Origin of the sequence: Amylibacter marinus, from assembly GCF_030160015.1 — a bacterium.
Taxonomy (GTDB): domain Bacteria; phylum Pseudomonadota; class Alphaproteobacteria; order Rhodobacterales; family Rhodobacteraceae; genus Amylibacter; species Amylibacter marinus.
The window spans coordinates 256876-275978 of the sequence record NZ_BSNN01000008.1 but is presented as its reverse complement, the minus strand read 5'-3'; the positions used below and the strand labels follow the sequence as shown (position 1 = coordinate 275978).

General features: G+C 53.7%; 17 protein-coding genes. 4 read left to right on the top strand and 13 right to left on the bottom strand.

Features of this window, described 5'->3' with window-relative positions; genetic code table 11:
• Nucleotides 1-79 precede the first annotated feature (79 nt).
• The 3 genes from QQL62_RS12770 to QQL62_RS12760 form a co-directional block, all read right to left on the bottom strand.
• On the bottom strand, nt 80-1618 hold the full coding sequence (locus QQL62_RS12770) for a 2-isopropylmalate synthase (RefSeq protein WP_284379911.1): 1539 nt from the start codon (nt 1616-1618) through the stop codon (nt 80-82).
• 2 nt (nt 1619-1620) lie between these two features.
• On the bottom strand, nt 1621-1992 hold the full coding sequence (locus QQL62_RS12765) for a cupin domain-containing protein (protein ID WP_431355776.1): 372 nt from the start codon (nt 1990-1992) through the stop codon (nt 1621-1623).
• A 651-nt stretch (nt 1993-2643) separates the two neighbouring features.
• Nucleotides 2644-4083, bottom strand: a complete 1440-nt coding sequence (locus QQL62_RS12760) for an MORN repeat-containing protein (RefSeq protein ID WP_284379909.1) — start codon at nt 4081-4083, stop codon at nt 2644-2646.
• Nucleotides 4084-4243: 160 nt separating this feature from the next.
• Between QQL62_RS12760 and QQL62_RS12755 the strand changes: the two genes are divergently transcribed.
• A complete protein-coding gene (locus QQL62_RS12755; protein WP_284379907.1) occupies nt 4244-5902 on the top strand; it encodes an NAD+ synthase in 1659 nt (552 codons plus the stop codon).
• Between the two features lie 5 nt (nt 5903-5907).
• Here QQL62_RS12755 and QQL62_RS12750 read toward each other — a convergent pair whose 3' ends face one another.
• Together QQL62_RS12750 and QQL62_RS12745 are read right to left on the bottom strand one after the other, a co-directional pair.
• Nucleotides 5908-6780, bottom strand: a complete 873-nt coding sequence (locus QQL62_RS12750; RefSeq protein ID WP_284379905.1) for a DMT family transporter — start codon at nt 6778-6780, stop codon at nt 5908-5910.
• 80 nt (nt 6781-6860) lie between these two features.
• On the bottom strand, nt 6861-7502 hold the full coding sequence (locus tag QQL62_RS12745; RefSeq protein WP_284379904.1) for a thermonuclease family protein: 642 nt from the start codon (nt 7500-7502) through the stop codon (nt 6861-6863).
• Between the two features lie 109 nt (nt 7503-7611).
• Between QQL62_RS12745 and gltX the strand changes: the two genes are divergently transcribed.
• Nucleotides 7612-8928 (top strand): glutamate--tRNA ligase, encoded by a 1317-nt coding sequence (gltX, locus tag QQL62_RS12740; RefSeq protein WP_284379900.1) that lies wholly within the window; start codon nt 7612-7614, stop codon nt 8926-8928.
• An 81-nt stretch (nt 8929-9009) separates the two neighbouring features.
• Here the strand turns inward: gltX and QQL62_RS12735 are convergent, their stop codons facing one another.
• From QQL62_RS12735 to QQL62_RS12710, 6 genes are all read right to left on the bottom strand, one after another.
• Nucleotides 9010-9249 carry a hypothetical protein gene (locus QQL62_RS12735; protein WP_284379899.1) on the bottom strand — a complete coding sequence of 80 codons (240 nt, stop codon included), beginning with the start codon at nt 9247-9249 and terminating at the stop codon, nt 9010-9012.
• A 29-nt stretch (nt 9250-9278) separates the two neighbouring features.
• Complete coding sequence (locus tag QQL62_RS12730; RefSeq protein WP_284379895.1) at nt 9279-9980, bottom strand: M48 family metalloprotease; 702 nt, start codon at nt 9978-9980, stop codon at nt 9279-9281.
• A gap of 70 nt (nt 9981-10050) precedes the next feature.
• Nucleotides 10051-11382, bottom strand: coding sequence for an ABC transporter permease (locus tag QQL62_RS12725; protein ID WP_284379893.1), 1332 nt, complete (start codon nt 11380-11382; stop codon nt 10051-10053).
• Nucleotides 11382-12185, bottom strand: coding sequence for an ABC transporter ATP-binding protein (locus QQL62_RS12720; protein ID WP_284379890.1), 804 nt, complete (start codon nt 12183-12185; stop codon nt 11382-11384). Before QQL62_RS12720 ends, QQL62_RS12725 begins: the two co-directional genes overlap by 1 nt.
• A gap of 52 nt (nt 12186-12237) precedes the next feature.
• Nucleotides 12238-13233, bottom strand: a complete 996-nt coding sequence (locus QQL62_RS12715; protein ID WP_284379888.1) for a taurine ABC transporter substrate-binding protein — start codon at nt 13231-13233, stop codon at nt 12238-12240.
• Nucleotides 13234-13456: 223 nt separating this feature from the next.
• On the bottom strand, nt 13457-15235 hold the full coding sequence (locus QQL62_RS12710) for an acyl-CoA dehydrogenase family protein (protein ID WP_284379885.1): 1779 nt from the start codon (nt 15233-15235) through the stop codon (nt 13457-13459).
• A 150-nt stretch (nt 15236-15385) separates the two neighbouring features.
• On the opposite strand from QQL62_RS12710, the gene QQL62_RS12705 reads away from it, so the two are divergent.
• Nucleotides 15386-16666, top strand: coding sequence for a TCR/Tet family MFS transporter (locus tag QQL62_RS12705; RefSeq protein WP_284379882.1), 1281 nt, complete (start codon nt 15386-15388; stop codon nt 16664-16666).
• Here the strand turns inward: QQL62_RS12705 and QQL62_RS12700 are convergent.
• Entirely contained in the window at nt 16629-17120 is a 492-nt protein-coding gene (locus QQL62_RS12700) for an SRPBCC family protein (RefSeq protein ID WP_284379879.1), read from the bottom strand. The two genes, QQL62_RS12705 and QQL62_RS12700, sit on opposite strands and share 38 nt — an antisense overlap.
• A gap of 1 nt (nt 17121) precedes the next feature.
• Nucleotides 17122-17475, bottom strand: a complete 354-nt coding sequence (locus QQL62_RS12695; protein ID WP_284379876.1) for an ArsR/SmtB family transcription factor — start codon at nt 17473-17475, stop codon at nt 17122-17124.
• A 120-nt stretch (nt 17476-17595) separates the two neighbouring features.
• Between QQL62_RS12695 and QQL62_RS12690 the strand changes: the two genes are divergently transcribed.
• Nucleotides 17596-19059, top strand: a complete 1464-nt coding sequence (locus tag QQL62_RS12690) for a M20 family peptidase (RefSeq protein ID WP_284379873.1) — start codon at nt 17596-17598, stop codon at nt 19057-19059.
• Nucleotides 19060-19103 lie beyond the last annotated feature (44 nt).

Genomic DNA, 19103 nt, shown 5'->3' with positions numbered 1-19103 from the left:
AATTTGGTAGTTTCGGCGCAATCACGCTGAAACTAAGGCAAAAATGGGGCGGATCCGCTGTGTAGATCCGCCCGCTATCCTATTCAGGGGCGTTCTTTTCACGCCGCAACAACAACTTGTTCAAAGCGTTCACATAGGCCTTAGCGCTGGCCACAACTGTGTCGGTATCTGCGGACTGGCCGGTGACAATTTTGCCCGCCTCTTCCATGCGTACCGATACCGTGGCCTGTGCGTCTGTGCCCTCGGTTACGGCACTTACTTGGTACAATTGCAGATGCGCGCTATGGGGGAACAGCGCCTTAACAGCATTAAATACCGCATCCACCGGCCCATCGCCGGTCGCCTTTGTCTGGTGATCCACACCATCAATGCTGAGGGTAAGTTCGGCTGATTGCGGGCCATCGGTGCCACACACTACTCTCAGTTTCTCCACCTGCAAATGATCGTGCATGGCATTTGTGCCTTCGTCAGAAACCAAGGCAATTAGATCGTCATCATAAACTTCTTTCTTGCGATCAGCCAATTCCTTGAATCGCACGAAAACATCCTTTAGCTGGTTGTCGCCCAGATCAAACCCCAAATCCGCCAGCTTAGAACGCAGAGCCGCACGGCCAGAATGTTTGCCCATCACCAGATTGGTTTCGGTTAGGCCAATGTCCTCGGGGCGCATGATTTCAAATGTATCTGCGGATTTTAACATGCCATCTTGGTGAATGCCGCTTTCATGCGCAAATGCGTTTTTGCCGACGATCGCCTTGTTATATTGCACCTGAAAGCCTGATACGGTGGCGACACGGCGGCTGATGTTCATCAGCTTGGTTGCATCCACACGGGTTTCATAGGGCATGATGTCATTGCGCACGCGCAGGGCCATCACCACCTCTTCTAGGGCGGTGTTGCCGGCGCGCTCGCCTAGGCCATTGATGGTACATTCGATTTGACGCGCACCACCGGCCACAGCCGCCAATGAATTGGCGGTGGCCATGCCAAGGTCATTGTGACAATGGGTGGCAAAAATGATCTCGTCGGCACCGGGTACACGCTCTAACAACATGCGGATAATATCGGCACTTTCGGCAGGGGCGGTATAGCCCACGGTATCGGGGATGTTGATGGTGGTGGCACCGGCCTTGATGGCGGTTTCCACCGTACGGCATAGGTAATCATCCTCGGTACGGGTGGCATCCATGGGGGACCACTGGATATTTGGGCATAGGTTGCGCGCATGGCTGACGGTGTCGTGAATGCGCTCGATCATTTGATCCTTGGTCAAGTTTGGGATCGCCCGATGCTGAGGGCTGGTGCCAATAAAGGTGTGAATGCGCGGGTTGGCAGCATGTTTCACGGCCTCCCAACAGCGGTCGATATCCTTGTATACCGCGCGGCTCAGCCCGCAGATCTGGGCGTTCTTGGCATTGGCGGCGATCTCGGATACGGCCTTGAAATCACCCTCGGATGCAATAGGGAAACCAGCCTCGATAATATCCACCCCCATCTCATCCAATAGGGTGGCGATCTCTAACTTTTCATTATGACTCATAGTGGCGCCGGGGCTTTGCTCGCCATCGCGCAATGTGGTGTCAAAAATTAATACGCGGTCTTGTTTTGAATTTGTCATGTTTATATCCAGTCTTTTGGCGCAGCCATATTTTCGTTTCCATCCCCTGAATTCGCTATCCCATGGGGTTCTATTAGCAAAACCTTGGCCTCATGTTCGGCACGGGGGCGATGCACAATTCCCCTGGGAATTACGCATAACTCACCCACCCCAAGCGTGATAGAATGCCCACCCTCTTGATCAAGGATCACTTCGCCCTCTAGGATCAAGAAAAAATCATCTGTTTCCTCGTGTTTGTGAAAGGGAAATTCACCGACGAATTTCACCACCATAATGTCATTGCCATTATAATCGGCAATCACCTTGGGGTCCCAATGGCTGTCAAAAAGCGCAAGTTTCTGAGCCAAGTTTACCTTGGAAATTTTCTGGGTCATGTGGATGTCTCGTAGCTTAGCTGATGTTTTAGGTTTTTTGAGCGCAATGTCCATCCCCCGAGCGTCCGCGCCCGAAAAGGCACGCTCAGAGGCAGCTAAGTAGAAGGATCAACGCAGATAGCGCCAACATCGCATTCAGCGGTGTAGCGCAAGGGGCAGCTTTAACTGCAACTTTGGGTGCATTGTTTCTCATGCGGGGGATTAATACCTAGATTCGCCATGAAGGAAAGCCCAAAGTTAACAAAGGTATCAGTTTTTGGCATAGGCGCCCAAGCCTGTGCCGATATGCTTCACTGTGGTGAACGGTTTAATTCACCGACGTCAAAACATTTGCAATCCAATGTGGTCCCTAGAGCTTAGCGCCAAAGGGCAGGGTGAGCGAAGGTCTGTTGGGTTGGCTAGGGCCACCGCGGTTTTATCATGCCCAACCTCGATCGGTTTATTGCTGTAAGACTGATCATTTGAAACATCATTGCCACTGATGAGCATAGGGTAATGTCCTACATTGGTCGTTTTTTGCGCCTTTCGCAGGCTTGCGGCTGTAAATACCCCACGCTTTATGCCCTAGTAAATATGCATAGAGAGCATTGACCTCACTTTGGGCCCGATGGCTATGTGTGCATCGCAAATTAATTTGTAGTAGGGCCCTAATTATTCAGGAATGGGTAATGGCGGAAGGTCTGATGGGTTTTCAGGATCCTCTAACCCTGCCTGTTCCACGCCCTCGGCCCAAATGCCATAGAAAACATCGCCATTGGCATAGGTCATGCGCCCTTCGCCATCGGGTTTGCCATCCTTGAAGGCACCTACATAAACATCACCGTTTTGAAAGCTGGCGGTACCGTCCCCGCGGATAACACCATTTTCCCACAGTCCCTCATAGGTGAATCCGCTGTTCAGTTGCAATTTTCCAGCGCCATGCGCCTTGCCGTCAACGAACTCACCTTCATAAATTGATCCATCAGCTTGGATTTCGATACCCATTCCATGTTTTAAGCCATCGCGCCATTCGCCATCATATGTGTGGCCATCCATGTATACAATCTTGCCCTGCCCGTGATTGCGTGCATCGCGCAGCTCACCCTCGTAAACGGTGCCATCGGGATATTTTGAAATGCCCTTGCCCTCGATTTTACCGCCGATCCATTCACCAAAATAGGTGCTGCCATCGGCATAACGCAACAGGCCAATACCCTGCGCACGCCCATCTACATATTCGCCTTCGTATTCAGCCCCATCTGGGTAAATGGTTCGCCCCTTGCCCTGTAACACACCATAGACCCAATCGCCGCTGATCTGATATCCGTCTTGGGTGATGAATGAACCAACTCCGTGGCGCTGATCCTTGGAAAAATCGCCGGTGTAAACATCGCCGTTAACATAGGTCACTTGACCTTTGCCCATGCGCACTCCATCGATCAATGTTCCGACATAAACCTCACCGCTGATCTCCTGTAGGCGGCCCTCGCCGGTAATGGCATCATCTTTCCATTCACCATCATAGATCATCCCCTCTGGCAACTCCATCACCCCGCGCCCTTGGCGCTTGCCGCTAAGCATGGCACCCTCGTAGGTACCGCCATTGGCATAGGTGATGCGGGCCTGACCCGTTTGTTGGCCATCGACCCATGTCCCCTCGTAAACAAAGCCGCTCTTGGTCTTCAACAGCCCTTGCCCATGATGCTGGGCGTCTTTGAAACTACCGATATAAAGAGACCCGTTGGCATATTGAGCGGTGCCGGAACCGGTGATTTTACCGGCCTTCCAGTCACCCTGATAGGTGCCACCGTCTGCAAATGTGATCGCGCCCTGACCCTCGGGCTTACCATTGGCAAATGTTCCCTCATACAGTGATCCATTAGGGTACTGCGCGATGCCCTGACCGCTGATTTCGCCGTGTACCCATTCGCCGGTATAGGTTAATCCATCAGGCAGGCTATAGGTGCCGCGCCCATGGCGCACCCCATCCAAGAAGCTGCCCTCATAGACGCCGCCTTCTTCGTATTGTTTGGTTTCAACCTGCGCATAAAGGGCGCTTGCCCCCATCACCAATGAGGTGGCGCAAATGGCGCCAAAAGAAAGAATTTTCATAGCAATGCCTGTTCTACTCAAAATCGTGCAATGCGCACAGCTTGACGGCAAACATAGATTGTCGCCACTGCTTGGGCAATGTTTTTCATATCTGTTCTTTCATACCCTAGAAACTCTGTTAAATGTTGAACCAGCAAAAGCTGTAGTGCGAGGATAAATAATGGCTGATAAATTTACGTTAACGATGGCACAGCTGAACGCAACTGTCGGGGATTTCGCAGCCAATGCCGCCAAGGCCAAGCGGGCCTTCGATCGGGCCAAAGCTGATGGCGCAGATATGCTGTGCCTGCCTGAAATGTTCCTAACGGGCTATCAAGTGCAGGATTTGGTGCAAAAACCCGCCTTTAACGCCGCCGCCATGCAGGCCCTGCAACAGCTGGCCGCTGATTGCGCCGATGGCCCAACAATCGGTATCGGCTGTCCTGAACAGGCAGGCGATGATGTTTATAATTGCTATGCCATTCTAGCGGGCGGTGAAATCAAAACCCTGATCCGCAAACATCATCTGCCTAATTACAAGGTATTTGATGAAAAACGCGTGTTTAAATCTGGCGAAATCCACGGGCCATATGTGGTTAACGGCGTGCGCATCGGATCCCCCATTTGCGAGGATGCTTGGTTCCCTGATGTCTGCGAAACCTTGGCCGAAACCGGTGCGGAGATTTTGGTCAGCCCAAATGGATCACCCTACTACCGCGGAAAATTCGATAAACGCATGACCCATATGGTAGCGCGCGTTGTGGAAACCGGCCTGCCCATGGCCTATCTGAATATGATCGGTGGGCAGGATGATCAGATATTTGATGGCGGCTCCTTTGTGCTAAACGGTGGCGGCGCTTTAGCCAGCCAGATGCCCCTGTTTGAGGAAGCAATCGAAACCATCACATTTGATCGGACAGACAACGGCTGGCAGGCCCAAGAAGGCACGCGCGTAACCTATCCGGATGAATGGGAGCAGGACTACCACGCCATGGTTTTGGGCCTGCGCGATTACATGGCTAAGACGGGCTTTAAAAAGGTACTGTTGGGCATGTCGGGCGGGATTGATTCCGCGATTGTTGCGACCATCGCCACCGATGCGCTGGGCGCAGAAAATGTACGCCTTGTGATGTTGCCGTCCGAATATACATCGCAAAACAGCCTAGATGACGCGGCTGGTTGTGCCGCGTTGTTGGGTGCATCGATCCAGACTATCCCCATTGCGCAAGGGCGCGCAGCAATCACCCAGACCTTGGCCCCCATATTCGAAGGGCTAGAGCCAGATCTGACCGAGGAAAATATCCAATCTCGCCTCCGCGGGTTACTGTTGATGGCCCTGTCTAACAAATTCGGCGAGATGCTTTTGACCACGGGAAATAAATCCGAGGTTTCTGTGGGCTATGCCACCATCTATGGTGATATGGCGGGGGGCTATAACCCGATCAAGGATCTCTATAAAATTCGGGTGTTTGAAACATGCCGCTGGCGCAATCAAAACCACCGCGATTGGATGATGGGCCCAACGGGCCGCGTGATCCCGCAAAACATCATCGACAAACCGCCAACGGCAGAACTGCGCGATGACCAAAAAGACAGCGATAGCCTGCCAGAATATGAAATTTTGGATGGTATCCTGGAAATGTTGATGGATCAGGACGCATCAGTGGCAGAATGCGTGGCCGCTGGATATGATCGTGATACGGTAAAACGGGTCGAACATTTGCTGTATATTTCCGAATACAAACGGTTCCAATCTGCTCCAGGTCCGCGCCTGTCTTTGCGCGCCTTTTGGCTGGATCGCCGCTATCCTATCGCCAATCGCTGGCGCGATCCGTCATAGGGGCGCTAGTCGCGCACCACCAAGGCCACCGCCAGCACCACAACAACGCATCCCACCAAGGAGATCATGCTGAGGCTCTCGCCAAACAGCACCCATGTCTGAAGAACCGCTACAGGGGGCACCAGATAGAAATAGCTGGTCACTTTGGCCACTTCACCCTCGCGTATCATATACATCAGCAACAAAATCGCCACCACGGATAGGGCCAGAACCAACCAAACAACAGAGGCATATAATTGCCACGCTGGCTGATAGTCCCAAGGTTCCCCAAGGGCCAAAGAGGCCGCACAAACCACCATGAACGCCCCGATATATTGCCACAAAGATCCCGAGAGCAACGGCGCATCGCCGGCATACCTCTTTTGCACCACTGTGCTGGCGGTTATGCCAACCAAGGCCACCAAACAGGCCGCCAATCCCAGCATTCCATTCTCGCCTGCGCTGATTTCTTGGCTGCCGATAATCACCGCCAACAAGCCGAAAAAACCCAAAAACAGCCCAAATAATTGCCTGCGCGAGATTTTGGCTCCAAAGAACAGGCGGTTAACCGTGGCGGTTAAAATGGGCTGTAGCCCCACAATAATAGCGGCAATCCCCGCAGGGGTGCCAATGCTGACAGCAAAAAACACCCCCCCCAAATAGGCCCCATGTAACAAGGCCCCCGTGAGCATTTGTACAGGCACCTGCGCCCATGTCACCCAGCGCCGCCGCAACAGCGCTATCAGTAACAATAAGCAGGGTATAGTGATCGCAAAGCGCAAGACCAACATGTAAAACGGCGCAATATACGGCAGGCCAAAACGTGCGCCCACAAACCCCGTAGACCACAGCCAAACAAACAAAAATGGAATGAGGCGAATGCGTAGACTGGGGGTCATATCAGGGGCCTGTTTTTTAAAACTGTGTCAGCCTTGTGTTCGGGGCACAAGACCAATTTGCCTGCTCTGGGTCATTTTGTCTAATAATTCCGCGCGGCACGCCATCCTGCGGCGCGCGCCTCAGCCTCGCTGCAAAACCACCGCTCGCCCTTTGAGGGGCTGATGCGCGTACGATTGTACCATTTTGACCATGGCATGTGATATATTTTCCCGCTTTCGGTGATGTTACCCTTGATGGGGCATTCCTCCGTTATTTCTGCATTACGCCAACTCTGGCGACGATATTCCCACGCGGGGGTTGCTCTACCCTGCCAGATGCCACGTTTGCCACGTTTGGCATCTTGCTCTTGGGGAACATATTCCTGAGAATACCGCACAAAGGCCCAGGCCATGCCCATGGAAACCATTTCTGCGTTGATATCATTACGCCCCACATGACAGCGTGCTAAACTACGACCATAGCGATCAATATCCAAAGTTTTGCACCGCAGTTTTCCCCCGCGCAATAGCTTAACCAATGCAGCGCTGGCGGCGGTGCCACAGGCCCATTTTTTACCCCGCTTGTCCAAACAACTTTGGCCAGCTTCGGGTGCATCAATGCCCTCTAGACGGATGGATTTACCGTACAAAATCAGCGTATCCCCATCCACAACGACCACATTCGCACCAGAGGGTAGGGCAAGAAACAGCGTAATAAACCCAGAGATAAACAAGTGTCGCATTCAGATTCCATTCTTTGGGCCTAATTTAGAGAGGATTCGTTAAAATTGCACCCCTTGGCGTTTGGCATAGCATTCGCTAAAAGGCATCAAATCAAAAGAGACCCAGATCATGACAACCACCCGCTTTGCTCCCAGCCCCACGGGCTATATCCATGTTGGTAACCTGCGCACCGCACTGTTTAATTATATGATCGCGCGCAAACAGGGCGGGCAATTCATCCTGCGCCTTGATGACACAGACCCTACACGCTCTACCGACGAATACGCCGATGCGATTCAGCAAGATTTGCGCTGGTTGGGCCTGACATGGGACCGTATAGAGAAACAATCTACCCGTCTGTCCCGCTACGAGGCCGCAGCACAAGAGCTGCGCGATGCGGGGCGGCTGTATGAATGTTTTGAAACCCCGATCGAGCTAGACCTAAAGCGCAAAAAGCAGCTGAATATGGGCAAACCGCCGGTCTATGACCGCTCGGCGCTTGACCTTAGCGAGGCCGAAAAGGATGCGCTGCGCGCAGAACGCCAAAGCCATTGGCGCTTTAAATTGGATCGCGAGCGGATCAATTGGACAGATGGCATTCTGGGTGATTTGTCGATCGATGCGGCTTCGGTATCTGATCCGGTTCTGATCCGCGGTGACGGACAGTTCTTGTATACGCTGGCCTCGGTCTGTGATGATGTGGATTATGGCGTGACCTATGTGGTGCGCGGTTCCGATCACGTGACCAATACCGCCACCCAAATCCAAATCATCCAAGCGCTGGGCGGCACAGTGCCTGATTTCGCCCATCACTCATTGCTAACCGGCCCCGCAGGTGAAGCCCTGTCCAAGCGGCTGGGCACCTTGGCACTACGCGATCTGCGCACACAGGGTATCGAGCCGATGGCGCTGTTGTCACAAATGGCCCGCCTTGGCTCATCCGAACCGATCGAGCCGCGTGCAACCATTGATGCGCTGATCGAGGGGTTTGATATCGCCCAATTTGGTGCGGCACCTACGAAATTCAATGTGGATGACCTTGGCCCGCTGAGCACGAAAATCGTGGCGGGGCTGGATGTAGCAGATATGGCGGAAGCGTTGGGTGCCCTTGGGGTGCCAGCGGATCAACAGGCGGCGTTTTGGGATGTGGCGCGCGAAAATATCGATAGTCGCGCCGATATTTCAAAATGGTGGGATCTGTGCACCAATGGCGCCACCCCGCTGATTGATGATGAAGACGCAGATTTTATCGCCGCCGCCAAATCGATGATGCCTACAACTCCCTGGGATAACACCACATGGAAAACGTGGACGGCGGCTCTGAAAACCGAAACTGGCCGCAAAGGCAAGGGCCTGTTTATGCCGCTGCGCAAAGCCTTGACAGGCATGGAGCATGGGCCCGATATGTCCAAGCTGTTGCCTCTGCTGCAAAAGATCAATTTCTGACTTTATACGCCGCCCCTATGGGCGGCGTATTACCTCGCGCCGCTTGGCACGCTATCGGTGTAATCTAGCCTATACAGGATGCTATGGGTGGCTGATGACATGTCCCACAAGGTTCCCGTCCAGCGTATAACTGCGCCCCGCATTCCAGCCAGCATTGCCAAGGGCATCCTTCACCTGATCCCTGCTGATGTGCTTCGTGCGAGAGGTCTTGTCGCAGGTCACGATCATAACCTCCTGCCTGCGCCCGGCATTTTTATCCAGCCAATTCCGCAACTCTGTTGTCGAGGACACCTTTATCCGTTTTAGCCTTGGTATAGTCATGGATCCCAATCTCGCAAAATCCCTACCGATTACCAGCTGGTAATCGGCTTGCCTGATTTGATCTCTTGGTTGGCCCTGTGCACCGTTGCCACACGGGCGTTCGATGGCGGGTGGGTGGACAGAGGCCCACCGCCACTGCCGGCTATGCGCGGGAAGGCGCGGGCGCCAATAATCGGGTCATAGCCCGCCAGATGCGCCAGATATGTGCCGATGCGATCTGCCTCTAGTTCGAATTTTTGTGAGTATCTGCGCGCACCAATTGCGCCGCCCAAATCCATACCCACACCAACATCCACACCCGTCGCACCCGCTAGGATGATCCCGATAACGGCACCGGCATTGGCGTTGCCACGCTTTTGGCGCAAATGCCGGGCAATTTGATGGCCCGCCTCGTGGCCAATAATAAACCCGATCTCGTGATCATTTTTCATGGCCCGCAAAATGTTTGCGTTAAAAGTAATGATCGGGCGGCCGTGGGCATCTAGCGACTGAAAGGCGTTCGGCGGCTGTTTGGGATTATCAATGACCTTGAATTGGAAATTGCAAAAATTTGCCCCCAAACCTTGGCTGTGTTGTTTGCAGACGCGCACCACCACGGGGCGCATGCGTGCAGAAACGCGGTTATAGGCCGCTAGACCAGAATTGTGGCTTTGATAGTATTGAAACTTGCCGACACGCGTATCGCTGTCTGGCGTTGGTTTTGGTGGCTCGCTAGGGGCGGGCGTCTCCATACACGCCCCTAGGAATAATGCTGTCGCAAGTAAGATGCGCTTCATTCGATAACTCCGCTTTGGGGCGGGCTTATCCACGCCCCTTCCATGGTACAAGACGATTTTCGGCGATCCGCATCAATACGTCAATGCCGTATCCGATAATGCCGATGATGATGATGCCGATGATTACGATATCCGTCAGCTGGAATTTAGACGCGGCGATAATCATTTTACCGGCCCCTTTTTCCGCGGCTACCAATTCTGCGGCCACAACGGTGCCCCAGCACACGCCCATGGCAACCCGCGCCCCAGTGAATATCTCAGGCAAAGAGTTAGGCAGGATCACCTTGGTCAACAGCTGCCATTTACTGGCACCCAGTGAATAGGCCGCATGTACCTTGGATATATTCACACCCGATACACCGGAACGCGCGGCAATGGTCATAATCCATAATGCCGCTAGGAATAGCAGGCTGATCTTACCCTGCTCGCCAATACCAAACCAAATGATGATCAAGGGGATCAATGCCAAGGGTGGCACCGGGCGCATAAATTCAACAATCGGCTCAAACCAGCCGCGCAACCATGAATTCAACCCCATGGCAAAGCCCAAGGGAATACCAAACAAGCAGCCCAAGAAAAACCCAACCACAACACGGATCAATGACCAGAAGACATTTTCCCACAATCCAACGCCCAGATAGCCCTCTTTGTTCAGCTTGACAAAACGCGACCAGACCTTCTCTGGTGGCGGCAGATACAGTGCCTCCATGGTCATGCCGGTAACCGGGCGCACTGATAGGCTGCCCTTCTTGGTCATGAATACATCTACATCGCCTAGCTCTAATAGCTGTTCTGCAACAATAGGCTGGCCATTCACATGAGTCACACGATAGCCGTCCTCGGTGCCGCCGGTATCATTGCTTTGCACCTTGATGATCTTGCTACGGCGTTCTGGCAGGATAATGCTGTCATTTTGGGCAAAGCCATCGCTGGCCATGCCAGACACGTCCTGCTTCTTCTGACCCTTGTCATCTGCGTGGTGCACGCGCACAAAAACCTTGGCTTTGGCGCTATCTCCGGCCGCATTCTGCGCGGTGTATTCAAACGAGGTATCGCCTACAAAGGGTGCCGGCAGGCCAAAGGGCAACAGGCTGGATCCCGTGGCAATGGCCCACAAAACAAACAGCGTGATCACCGCCGCCACCGATGCGGTGCGGTTGGCCAGAACGGCGCTCTCATCGCCAAAGGTCACGGTCTTTAGGCTGGTATACCCACCCGATGCCGTGCGCCCCTTGCTGATCATTCGCCATACCAGATAACACAATCCGCTGACGGCCAGATACAGCGCAAAAATCGCGAATATCCCCAAGGCCATCCACAATGTGGTGGCGATTACATCAAAAATCTCTTTTGCCATTACGCGTCCTCCGTCCGGCCCATGATTTCATCTTCCATGTTCCAAATCATGTTCAATATTTCATCCCGCGTTGGGGCAAATTCAGCATGTTGCTTTATCTCGCGCAGATCCGCGCCCACACCTAATTCAGCAAAGGGCAGGGCGTATTCTTTGTGTACGCGCCCAGGGCGCGGGGCCATCACCAAAAGGCGCTCGCCCAATAGCAATGCCTCTTCCACAGAGTGGGTGATCAAAATAATCGTCTTGCCGGTTTTCTTCCAGATATCCAGAACGAGGCTCTGCATTTTTTCGCGCGTTAGCGCATCCAAGGCGCCCAGCGGTTCGTCCATCAAGATCACGTCTGGATCATTGGCCAAACACCGCGCCAGCGCCACGCGCTGCTGCATACCGCCTGACAATTCATAGATCATCTTCTCGCCGAAATCTTGAAGGCCAACAATGGACAGTAACTCGTCAACCTTGGCATTGATTTCTGCCTGAGGCGTGCCCTTCATCTTGGGGCCAAAGCCAATGTTCTTGGCAACCGTCATCCATTCAAACAGCGCGCCCTGCTGAAAAACCATGCCCCGCTCTGAGCTTGGGCCCTCTACGGGGGCACCATTTAGCGTCATTGCACCTTCTGTCTGCGCCAAAAAACCCGCAAGGATATTCAGCAGGGTGGTTTTCCCACACCCCGATGGCCCCAGAACAGAAAGCAATTCGCCCTCTTTGATATTTAAGTTGATGTTCTTCAAGGCCTCTACTTTGCCGCCATTAGGCAGAGCAAAGGTCATGGAAATATTGTTAATCTCGAATCCCGACATAGGTTCCCCAGCTTGTTAAAGAGGCGGCCCCCGCAGGGGCCACCTATGTTGATTACATCTTTGATGCAGCTTCTAGGTAGCTGGTGTTTACTAAGGCGCTGTAATCATCCAATGCGGTGATCTTGCCATCACTTTCCAGCGTTTTCGCGCTCTCGGTTAGGTACTGCGCAACAAATCCACCCATCCAAGCTTCGCTAAGCTGCTCTGAAATAGTAGGGAAGGCAAATACATCAATCACTGCGGTGGTGGCATCCATATCCATACCAGCCTTGCTGGAAATGTCGGCCATCATAGGCGCGCGATCCGCCGCATACATGGCATTCATTTTACCGGTCAACGCTAGGAACTTGGCCAAAATCTCAGGGTTCTCTTCACCAAAGCCAGTGGGGATAGATGTTACATCAAACACCTTGCCAACCACGGCTTCTTTTTCTGCACCTGACATCAAGACATTGCCGTGCTCTTTCATGGTGCGCAATGAACCGCCCCAACCACAAACCATGGCCAGATCCGTACCTGGCTGTGAAAACGCCGCTGCTGAATCAGATGGAGACATATCCACCACATTCAAATCCGCCTCGGAAATGCCGAAGTGTTTCATCTGTGCCAAGAAGCCCGAATGCGCCGCTGTGCCCAGTGGTACCGCAACCTTCTTGCCCTTTAATTCGGCCACATTAGAGGCATCGATTTCCAGCTCAGAACGCACAACACAGTTGTCGTTATCTGAATAAGAAACCGCCACATCAACCACCTGCAAATCTTGACCAGCCGCCGTGGCCACCAAGAAGGGGGTTACGCCCTGTGAAAATGAAATATGCACATCCCCAGATGCCATGGCCGCAGACATAGCCGTCCCCGCATCAAACGAGACCCATTTTACAGGGATGCCCAATTCTTCTGAATACAGGTTGTTGGCCTGTGCAAATTGGTTAGGTGTTGGCCATTCTAGGAAATAGGCCACAACCAGCTCGTCTAACGCCATCGCCGCTGATCCGGTTGTCGCCGCCAATGCCACAGCCATTGCTGTTAAGGTCTTTGTTATTTTCATGCGTAGCTCCTAATACTTGTGCTTGATGTTACTGTTGTTAGAAAATTCAAAGCCTTGGGCCTCGAATCCATCTTGATCCTGCACCATGTATCGGTCTGTCACCTAATGAATTCTGTAACTGAAGCTATCTGTTGTCACTCTTCGACAGAAAGGCGCGGATTTGCGACGCCTTTCTGCGGGAAATGACTATTTTTGTATCAATTTATCAATTTACCTGTTGATGCTACAGCATTTCTGGCGTGATGTTTTCCACCGCGGCACCCCCAGATTGGATGATTTGGCTATAGCGCGCCACCTCTGGTAGACTGTGATCTGCAAATACCCGCGCCAGCTTTTGCTTGGCGGATAGGAAGGTCGCATCCCAATGGGCGCTCTCGGCTTGTGCGGCGGCTGCACTGGCGGATCGCAGGGCCATCCAGCCCCCCGTCAATGTGCCAAGCATCATCAAATAGGGCACAGAAACCGCCCCAGCGTGACGCATAGATAGCCCCCCCGCCAAAACGGTGCCCAGCGCATCCTCGGCTGTTTCACAGGCGGCGGCCAAGGCCCGCCCCGTGGCGGAAATATCGCTATTGTCACTGGCCATCGCTGTTGTGGCGCTGGCGGAAATATCGGCCAATAGCGCGCGAACGCCAACCCCCTGATCACGCAGGGTTTTGCGATACATCATATCATTGGCCTGAATGGCGGTGGTGCCCTCATAGATCGGCAGAATACGCGCATCGCGGTAATGTTGCGCCGCACCGGTTTCTTCGATGAAGCCCATACCACCGTGCACCTGTACCCCATCAGAGGCTAGCGCGACCGAGCGTTCAGTCAGCCACGCCTTTAGGATCGGGATCATCAGCTCTGCGCGCGATTGCCAATAGGCGGTATCACCCAACTGATTATCCGCCAAATCAATGGCCCCCGCGGTATAGATCATCATGCCGCGCATGGCCTCGATTTCACTGCGCATTCCCGCCAATAGGCGCATCACATCGGGATGGCGATCAATCGTATCGCCGGCCTTCCCATCCAAGGGAATCCCCTGAACCCGCTCGCCGGCATAAGCCTTGGCGGCCATAAACGCGCGATTGGCCATAGCAAGCCCCTGAACCCCAACGCCAAAGCGCGCATGGTTCATCATCTTGAACATAATCGAAAGACCTTGGTTTTCTTCGCCCACCAAATAACCAATGGCCCCCTCGTCTTCGCCAAATTGCAGCACCGCAGTGGGCGATGCATTGATGCCCAGCTTATGCTCTAGGGATACACATTTAACATCATTGCGCGCACCCAATGATCCATCTTCGTTGGTTAAAATCTTGGGAACAATAAACAGGGAAATTCCTTTAATGCCCTCGGGGGCGCCCTCTACACGGGCCAGCACCAGATGCACAATATTCTCGGCCATGTCATGTTCGCCGTAGGTGATGAAAATCTTTTGACCCTTGATGCGGTATTCGCCATCTTTATCTGGCTTGGCGCTGGTTTTCAGCGCCCCAAGGTCGGTGCCGGCCTGCGGTTCTGTCAGGTTCATGGTGCCTGTCCACGCACCACTGGCCAGTTTAGGCAGATAGGTGGCCTTTTGCGCAGGCGTGCCAAAGACCTCTAGCGCATGAATTTGACCCTGTGACAACAGGCTGCACAGCGCAAACGCCATATTGGCCCCGTGCCACATTTCCGCAACCGAGGTGGATATCACCTTGGACATGCCCTGGCCGCCGTGCTCTTCGCCGGCCTCAATCCCGCACCAGCCACCCTCGGCCATGGCCCTATGTGCCTCTTTGAAACCAGCAGGGGTGGTGACCGTGAAATCAGAATTCCAAACTGACCCTGTGATATCTCCGGATTGGTTAAGCGGGGCGATCACATCGCGCGCCACGCGCCCGGCCTCGGATAAAACCGCATCCACCAAATCATCGCCTAGATCGAACCGGGTTTCTAGCAATGCGCGCATTTCCGCATCTAGCCCGTGCTTAATGGCAAAACTTAAATCGTTCTCTGATGGATCATACATAATTCTTCTCTCCCAATTTTCGCTTAAAATACGGAGATTGTCGCGGGGTGCACCCATTACGTGGGGTCACGAAACACAGTCTTTAATTAGTTGGCGTTGCGAATTGTTCAATATTGGCTTTTTATCCCGCGTAAATGTACTGGATGCCACATGAATAAACGCCTCGCCTTGATCTTCGTTTTACTGACATTGGTAATTGATGCCATTGGCATCGGCATTATCATGCCTGTAACACCGGATTTGATCCAAGAGTTGCTGGGCGCAAATTTGGCCGCGGCGGCGCTGTGGGGGGGGGCTCTATCGGCGTCATTCGCGGTTATGCAGTTTTTGTTTAGCCCGCTTATCGGAGGGCTGTCCGATCGTTATGGGCGCAAACCTGTGTTGTTGTTGTCACTTTTCGTGGTGGGAATTGATTACCTGATTATGGGATTTACGGGCTCGATCTGGGTGCTGTTAATCGGGCGCTGTATCGCCGGGATCGCCTCTGCGACCCAGTCAACCGCCTCGGCCTTTATTGCCGATATCTCTGATCCTGAGACCAAGGCGCAGAATTTTGCCTTGGTGGGGGCGGCCTTTGGTATTGGCTTTATTTTGGGGCCGGTTCTCGGGGGGCTTTTTGCGGAAATCAGCCCGCGCGCGCCATTCTTTGCCGCCGCCGCGCTGGCCTTGGCCAATTGCGCGTTTGGCTGGCTGATCTTATCCGAAACCGTTACCGACAAAATTCGCCGCGCCCTGAGCTGGCGGCGGATAAACCCGCTAGGTGCGTTAATGAACGTCTCTGGCCTGCCCAGCGGCGCTATGATGCTGGGGGTGGTTTTCCTGCACAATGTGGCTTTTTTCGCCTATCCGAGCGTCTGGGCCTATTTCACCATAGAGCGCTTTGACTGGTCGCCCAAAGAGGTGGGCTTTTCGCTGGCGGCGTTTGGGCTGACGGTGGCCGTGGCGCAGGCGGGGCTGATGCGGCCACTGGTTGCGCGGTTTGGTGAATGGGGGGTGCTGATGATCGGGCTGGTGTGCTCGATTACTGCTGGCGTTTTGATCTCGCTGGCAACCCAAGGCTGGATGATCTACGGCCTTATTTTTTCCATGGCGCTTAGCTTTCTGATTACACCGGCGCTACAGGCGATCATGTCCCGCCTAACCCCCGATGATAGTCAAGGCGAATTGCAAGGTGTTCTGACCAGTATCAGCGCGTTGGCGGTTATCATTAGCCCGCTGCTGATGACATTTGTTTTTGGCTATTTCAGCGGCCCAAAGGCCCCGTTCTATATGCCCGGTGCACCGTATCTGCTGGCGGGTATCTTTGACCTGATTGTGCTGATCGTGGTCTACTCTATCTGGCGTCAGCGGCGCAGGGGCGCGACCAATGCCCCCGAAACCGTCCCAGCGGCGGTTACCCCCCCTCTGCCAAAATCTGATCAATTGCCTTAAACCCAGCCCCCCAACCGCTGTCCATGCCGCCCATCATCGCGGCAAAACAGGCGATTTCTGCGGCGCTGGCATCTACAGGGATCAAGCTTAGTTTCACCAGCGTTTCGCCTGCACCCCCGCTGAATTCCACACGGGTGGTCATCTGGCGTGGCCAGTCAGGCATCATCGGGTTGGCACAGAGATTCCAATCTGCATCCACCGATGAATGCAACCATACCAATAAATCCTTGGGACTAATTTCTTGAAATTCCATCAGGCTAAAATCTTGCTTTTCGCCCCATTTCATCTCATTGCGCCATGTGCCCCCCACGCGTAAATCATAGCCATGGATTGTCGTTTCAGCACCCGGCCCATACCAGCGCGCCAAAAGCTCTGGATCAGTCCAACAGTGCCAAACCTGATCGCGACTGGCCTTGAATTTATGGGTGGTCATATACTCCGGTAATGCGCTCATGTTAGTCCTCTTTTTGTTGCGGCATGCTTGCCAGTAATGTGTCTAATTGCGTGAAATTCCCCTGCCAAAACTTGCGGAAATCCTCTAGCCAGCCTAGGGCCTCGGACAAATGGGCGGCGTGCAATCTGGCGGGGCGGCTGGTACCACGCGTTGCACGGGTGATCAGGCCTGCGTTTTCCAAAACCTTTAGATGCTTTGATATGGCAGGTTGGCTCATTTCAAAGGGGGCGCGTAATTGCGCAACGCTGGCCTCTCCCTTGGCCAGCTGACACAACAGCGCGCGCCGCGTTGGGTCGCCAAGGGCGCTAAATATCGCATCAAGATCTGCGGCTTGGGTGCTGGTGGAATCATTCATAACCATATGGTTATGTTGAGGCGAGACACATTGCAACCCCAAACCTTACGCAGGGTTATCTGTTTAACGCGCCAAAACACTGCTAGCATCTACTGAAACCACAGACAAAAGGATCTAGATATGGTAAAATTTCTGACAAAACTAACCAAGATCTTGGCCATATCTCTGGTGATAATTATCGGTATTTTGGTTTTTAATACATGGCGTTACAGCCCCGATACCATATCCGTATCTACACCTAACCTACCTGCGGTTGATGGAGAGCAAATCGCACAGGAACTTTCGGGTGCCATAAGATTTAAAACGCTGGCACGGGATCTGCCCGCCGCCCAGGGGGAATTCCGCGGTTTTGTGGATTATCTGGCACAAACCTTCCCCAATGCCCACGGCGCAATGCAGCGCGAACTGATCAATGACTATACGCCCCTCTACCTGTGGCAGGGTCGCGATCGCACCGCCGCGCCGGTCTTGCTAACGGGCCATTACGATGTGGTCTCGGCGCGATCCTTTCAGGCATGGGATCAACCCGCCTTTGATGGGGTGATCGAAGGCGGCTTCGTCTGGGGGCGGGGCACCTTGGATGACAAGGGCGCGATCATCGCCATGATGCACACGGTGGATGCGCTGGCCGCAAAGGGATTCACGCCTGCGCGCGATATTTATTTCAGCTTTGGCCATGACGAAGAGATTGGCGGCAATCAGGGGGCCGGCGCGGTTGTAAATTATTTCAAGGATCAGGGTATTCAGCTGGAATGGTCTCTGGACGAAGGATCGATGGTTTTGCGTGAAATCATCCCTGGCCTGTCAAAAGATATGGCCAGCATTAACATCGCCGAAAAGGGTTATATGACCGTGGATATCGTGGCCAGCGGGGCAGGGGGGCATTCCTCGCTGCCACCGCGCGAGACGGCGGTTGGGGCGCTGGCGGGATCACTGACACAGCTACAAGATAACCCCGTGCCCGGTGGCCTGCGGGATGTTAGCGCCGATTTCTTTGATGGCTTGGGGCCGAATTTTTCCCTGCTTCAGCGTATGCTTTTTGCCAATCAATGGCTGTTTCGCCCGCTTCTGGAATCCGAGCTGTCAAAATCCGCGGCCACGGATGCCATGTTGCGCACCTCTATGGCGCCCACCATGCTCACCGCCTCTGATACGGAAAACGTTCTGGCCCAACAGGCCAGTGCTACGGTGAATTTTCGCATTCATCCGCGCGATAGCGTGGGCGATATTCTGGACCATGTCAGGGGCCAGATCGATAGCGAAACCACCCAAGTGCGCCTGCGCGAGACATCTGCGCGCGCCGCCAGCCCCGTGTCCAGCACAACCAGCACGGGGTATCAGCTGCTTTCTACCACCTTTCGCCAGACCTTTGGCGATGTGATCGTGGTGCCCGGCCTGACAATTGCCGCCACGGATACCCGCCACTATGCAGAGGTGGCCGACGACAGCTATCGCATCAACCCGTTTATTTTCTACGGCGAGGATATCCCACGCATTCATGGGCGTAACGAACGGATCAGCATCGATAATCTGATACTGGGGGTACAGTTTTACACACAGCTGATCCAGAACATCCGCCCTTGATAGCTGATTAGCGGTTTTCGCAAAGCCACGCCTAGGGTAGCATG

Bases quoted from the DNA above. Each gene is read 5' to 3' on its own strand.
- gltX (WP_284379900.1), top strand. From the start codon at position 7,612: ATGACAACCACCCGCTTTGCTCCCAGCCCCACGGGCTATATCCATGTT.
- QQL62_RS12765 (WP_431355776.1), bottom strand. From the start codon at position 1,992: ATGACCCAGAAAATTTCCAAGGTAAACTTGGCTCAGAAACTTGCGCTT.
- QQL62_RS12745 (WP_284379904.1), bottom strand. From the start codon at position 7,502: ATGCGACACTTGTTTATCTCTGGGTTTATTACGCTGTTTCTTGCCCTA.
- QQL62_RS12755 (WP_284379907.1), top strand. From the start codon at position 4,244: ATGGCTGATAAATTTACGTTAACGATGGCACAGCTGAACGCAACTGTC.
- QQL62_RS12720 (WP_284379890.1), bottom strand. From the start codon at position 12,185: ATGTCGGGATTCGAGATTAACAATATTTCCATGACCTTTGCTCTGCCT.
- QQL62_RS12695 (WP_284379876.1), bottom strand. From the start codon at position 17,475: ATGAATGATTCCACCAGCACCCAAGCCGCAGATCTTGATGCGATATTT.
- QQL62_RS12750 (WP_284379905.1), bottom strand. From the start codon at position 6,780: ATGACCCCCAGTCTACGCATTCGCCTCATTCCATTTTTGTTTGTTTGG.
- QQL62_RS12710 (WP_284379885.1), bottom strand. From the start codon at position 15,235: ATGTATGATCCATCAGAGAACGATTTAAGTTTTGCCATTAAGCACGGG.
- QQL62_RS12730 (WP_284379895.1), bottom strand. From the start codon at position 9,980: ATGGAGACGCCCGCCCCTAGCGAGCCACCAAAACCAACGCCAGACAGC.
- QQL62_RS12690 (WP_284379873.1), top strand. From the start codon at position 17,596: ATGGTAAAATTTCTGACAAAACTAACCAAGATCTTGGCCATATCTCTG.
- QQL62_RS12715 (WP_284379888.1), bottom strand. From the start codon at position 13,233: ATGAAAATAACAAAGACCTTAACAGCAATGGCTGTGGCATTGGCGGCG.
- QQL62_RS12770 (WP_284379911.1), bottom strand. From the start codon at position 1,618: ATGACAAATTCAAAACAAGACCGCGTATTAATTTTTGACACCACATTG.
- QQL62_RS12725 (WP_284379893.1), bottom strand. From the start codon at position 11,382: ATGGCAAAAGAGATTTTTGATGTAATCGCCACCACATTGTGGATGGCC.
- QQL62_RS12735 (WP_284379899.1), bottom strand. From the start codon at position 9,249: ATGACTATACCAAGGCTAAAACGGATAAAGGTGTCCTCGACAACAGAG.
- QQL62_RS12705 (WP_284379882.1), top strand. From the start codon at position 15,386: ATGAATAAACGCCTCGCCTTGATCTTCGTTTTACTGACATTGGTAATT.
- QQL62_RS12760 (WP_284379909.1), bottom strand. From the start codon at position 4,083: ATGAAAATTCTTTCTTTTGGCGCCATTTGCGCCACCTCATTGGTGATG.
- QQL62_RS12700 (WP_284379879.1), bottom strand. From the start codon at position 17,120: ATGAGCGCATTACCGGAGTATATGACCACCCATAAATTCAAGGCCAGT.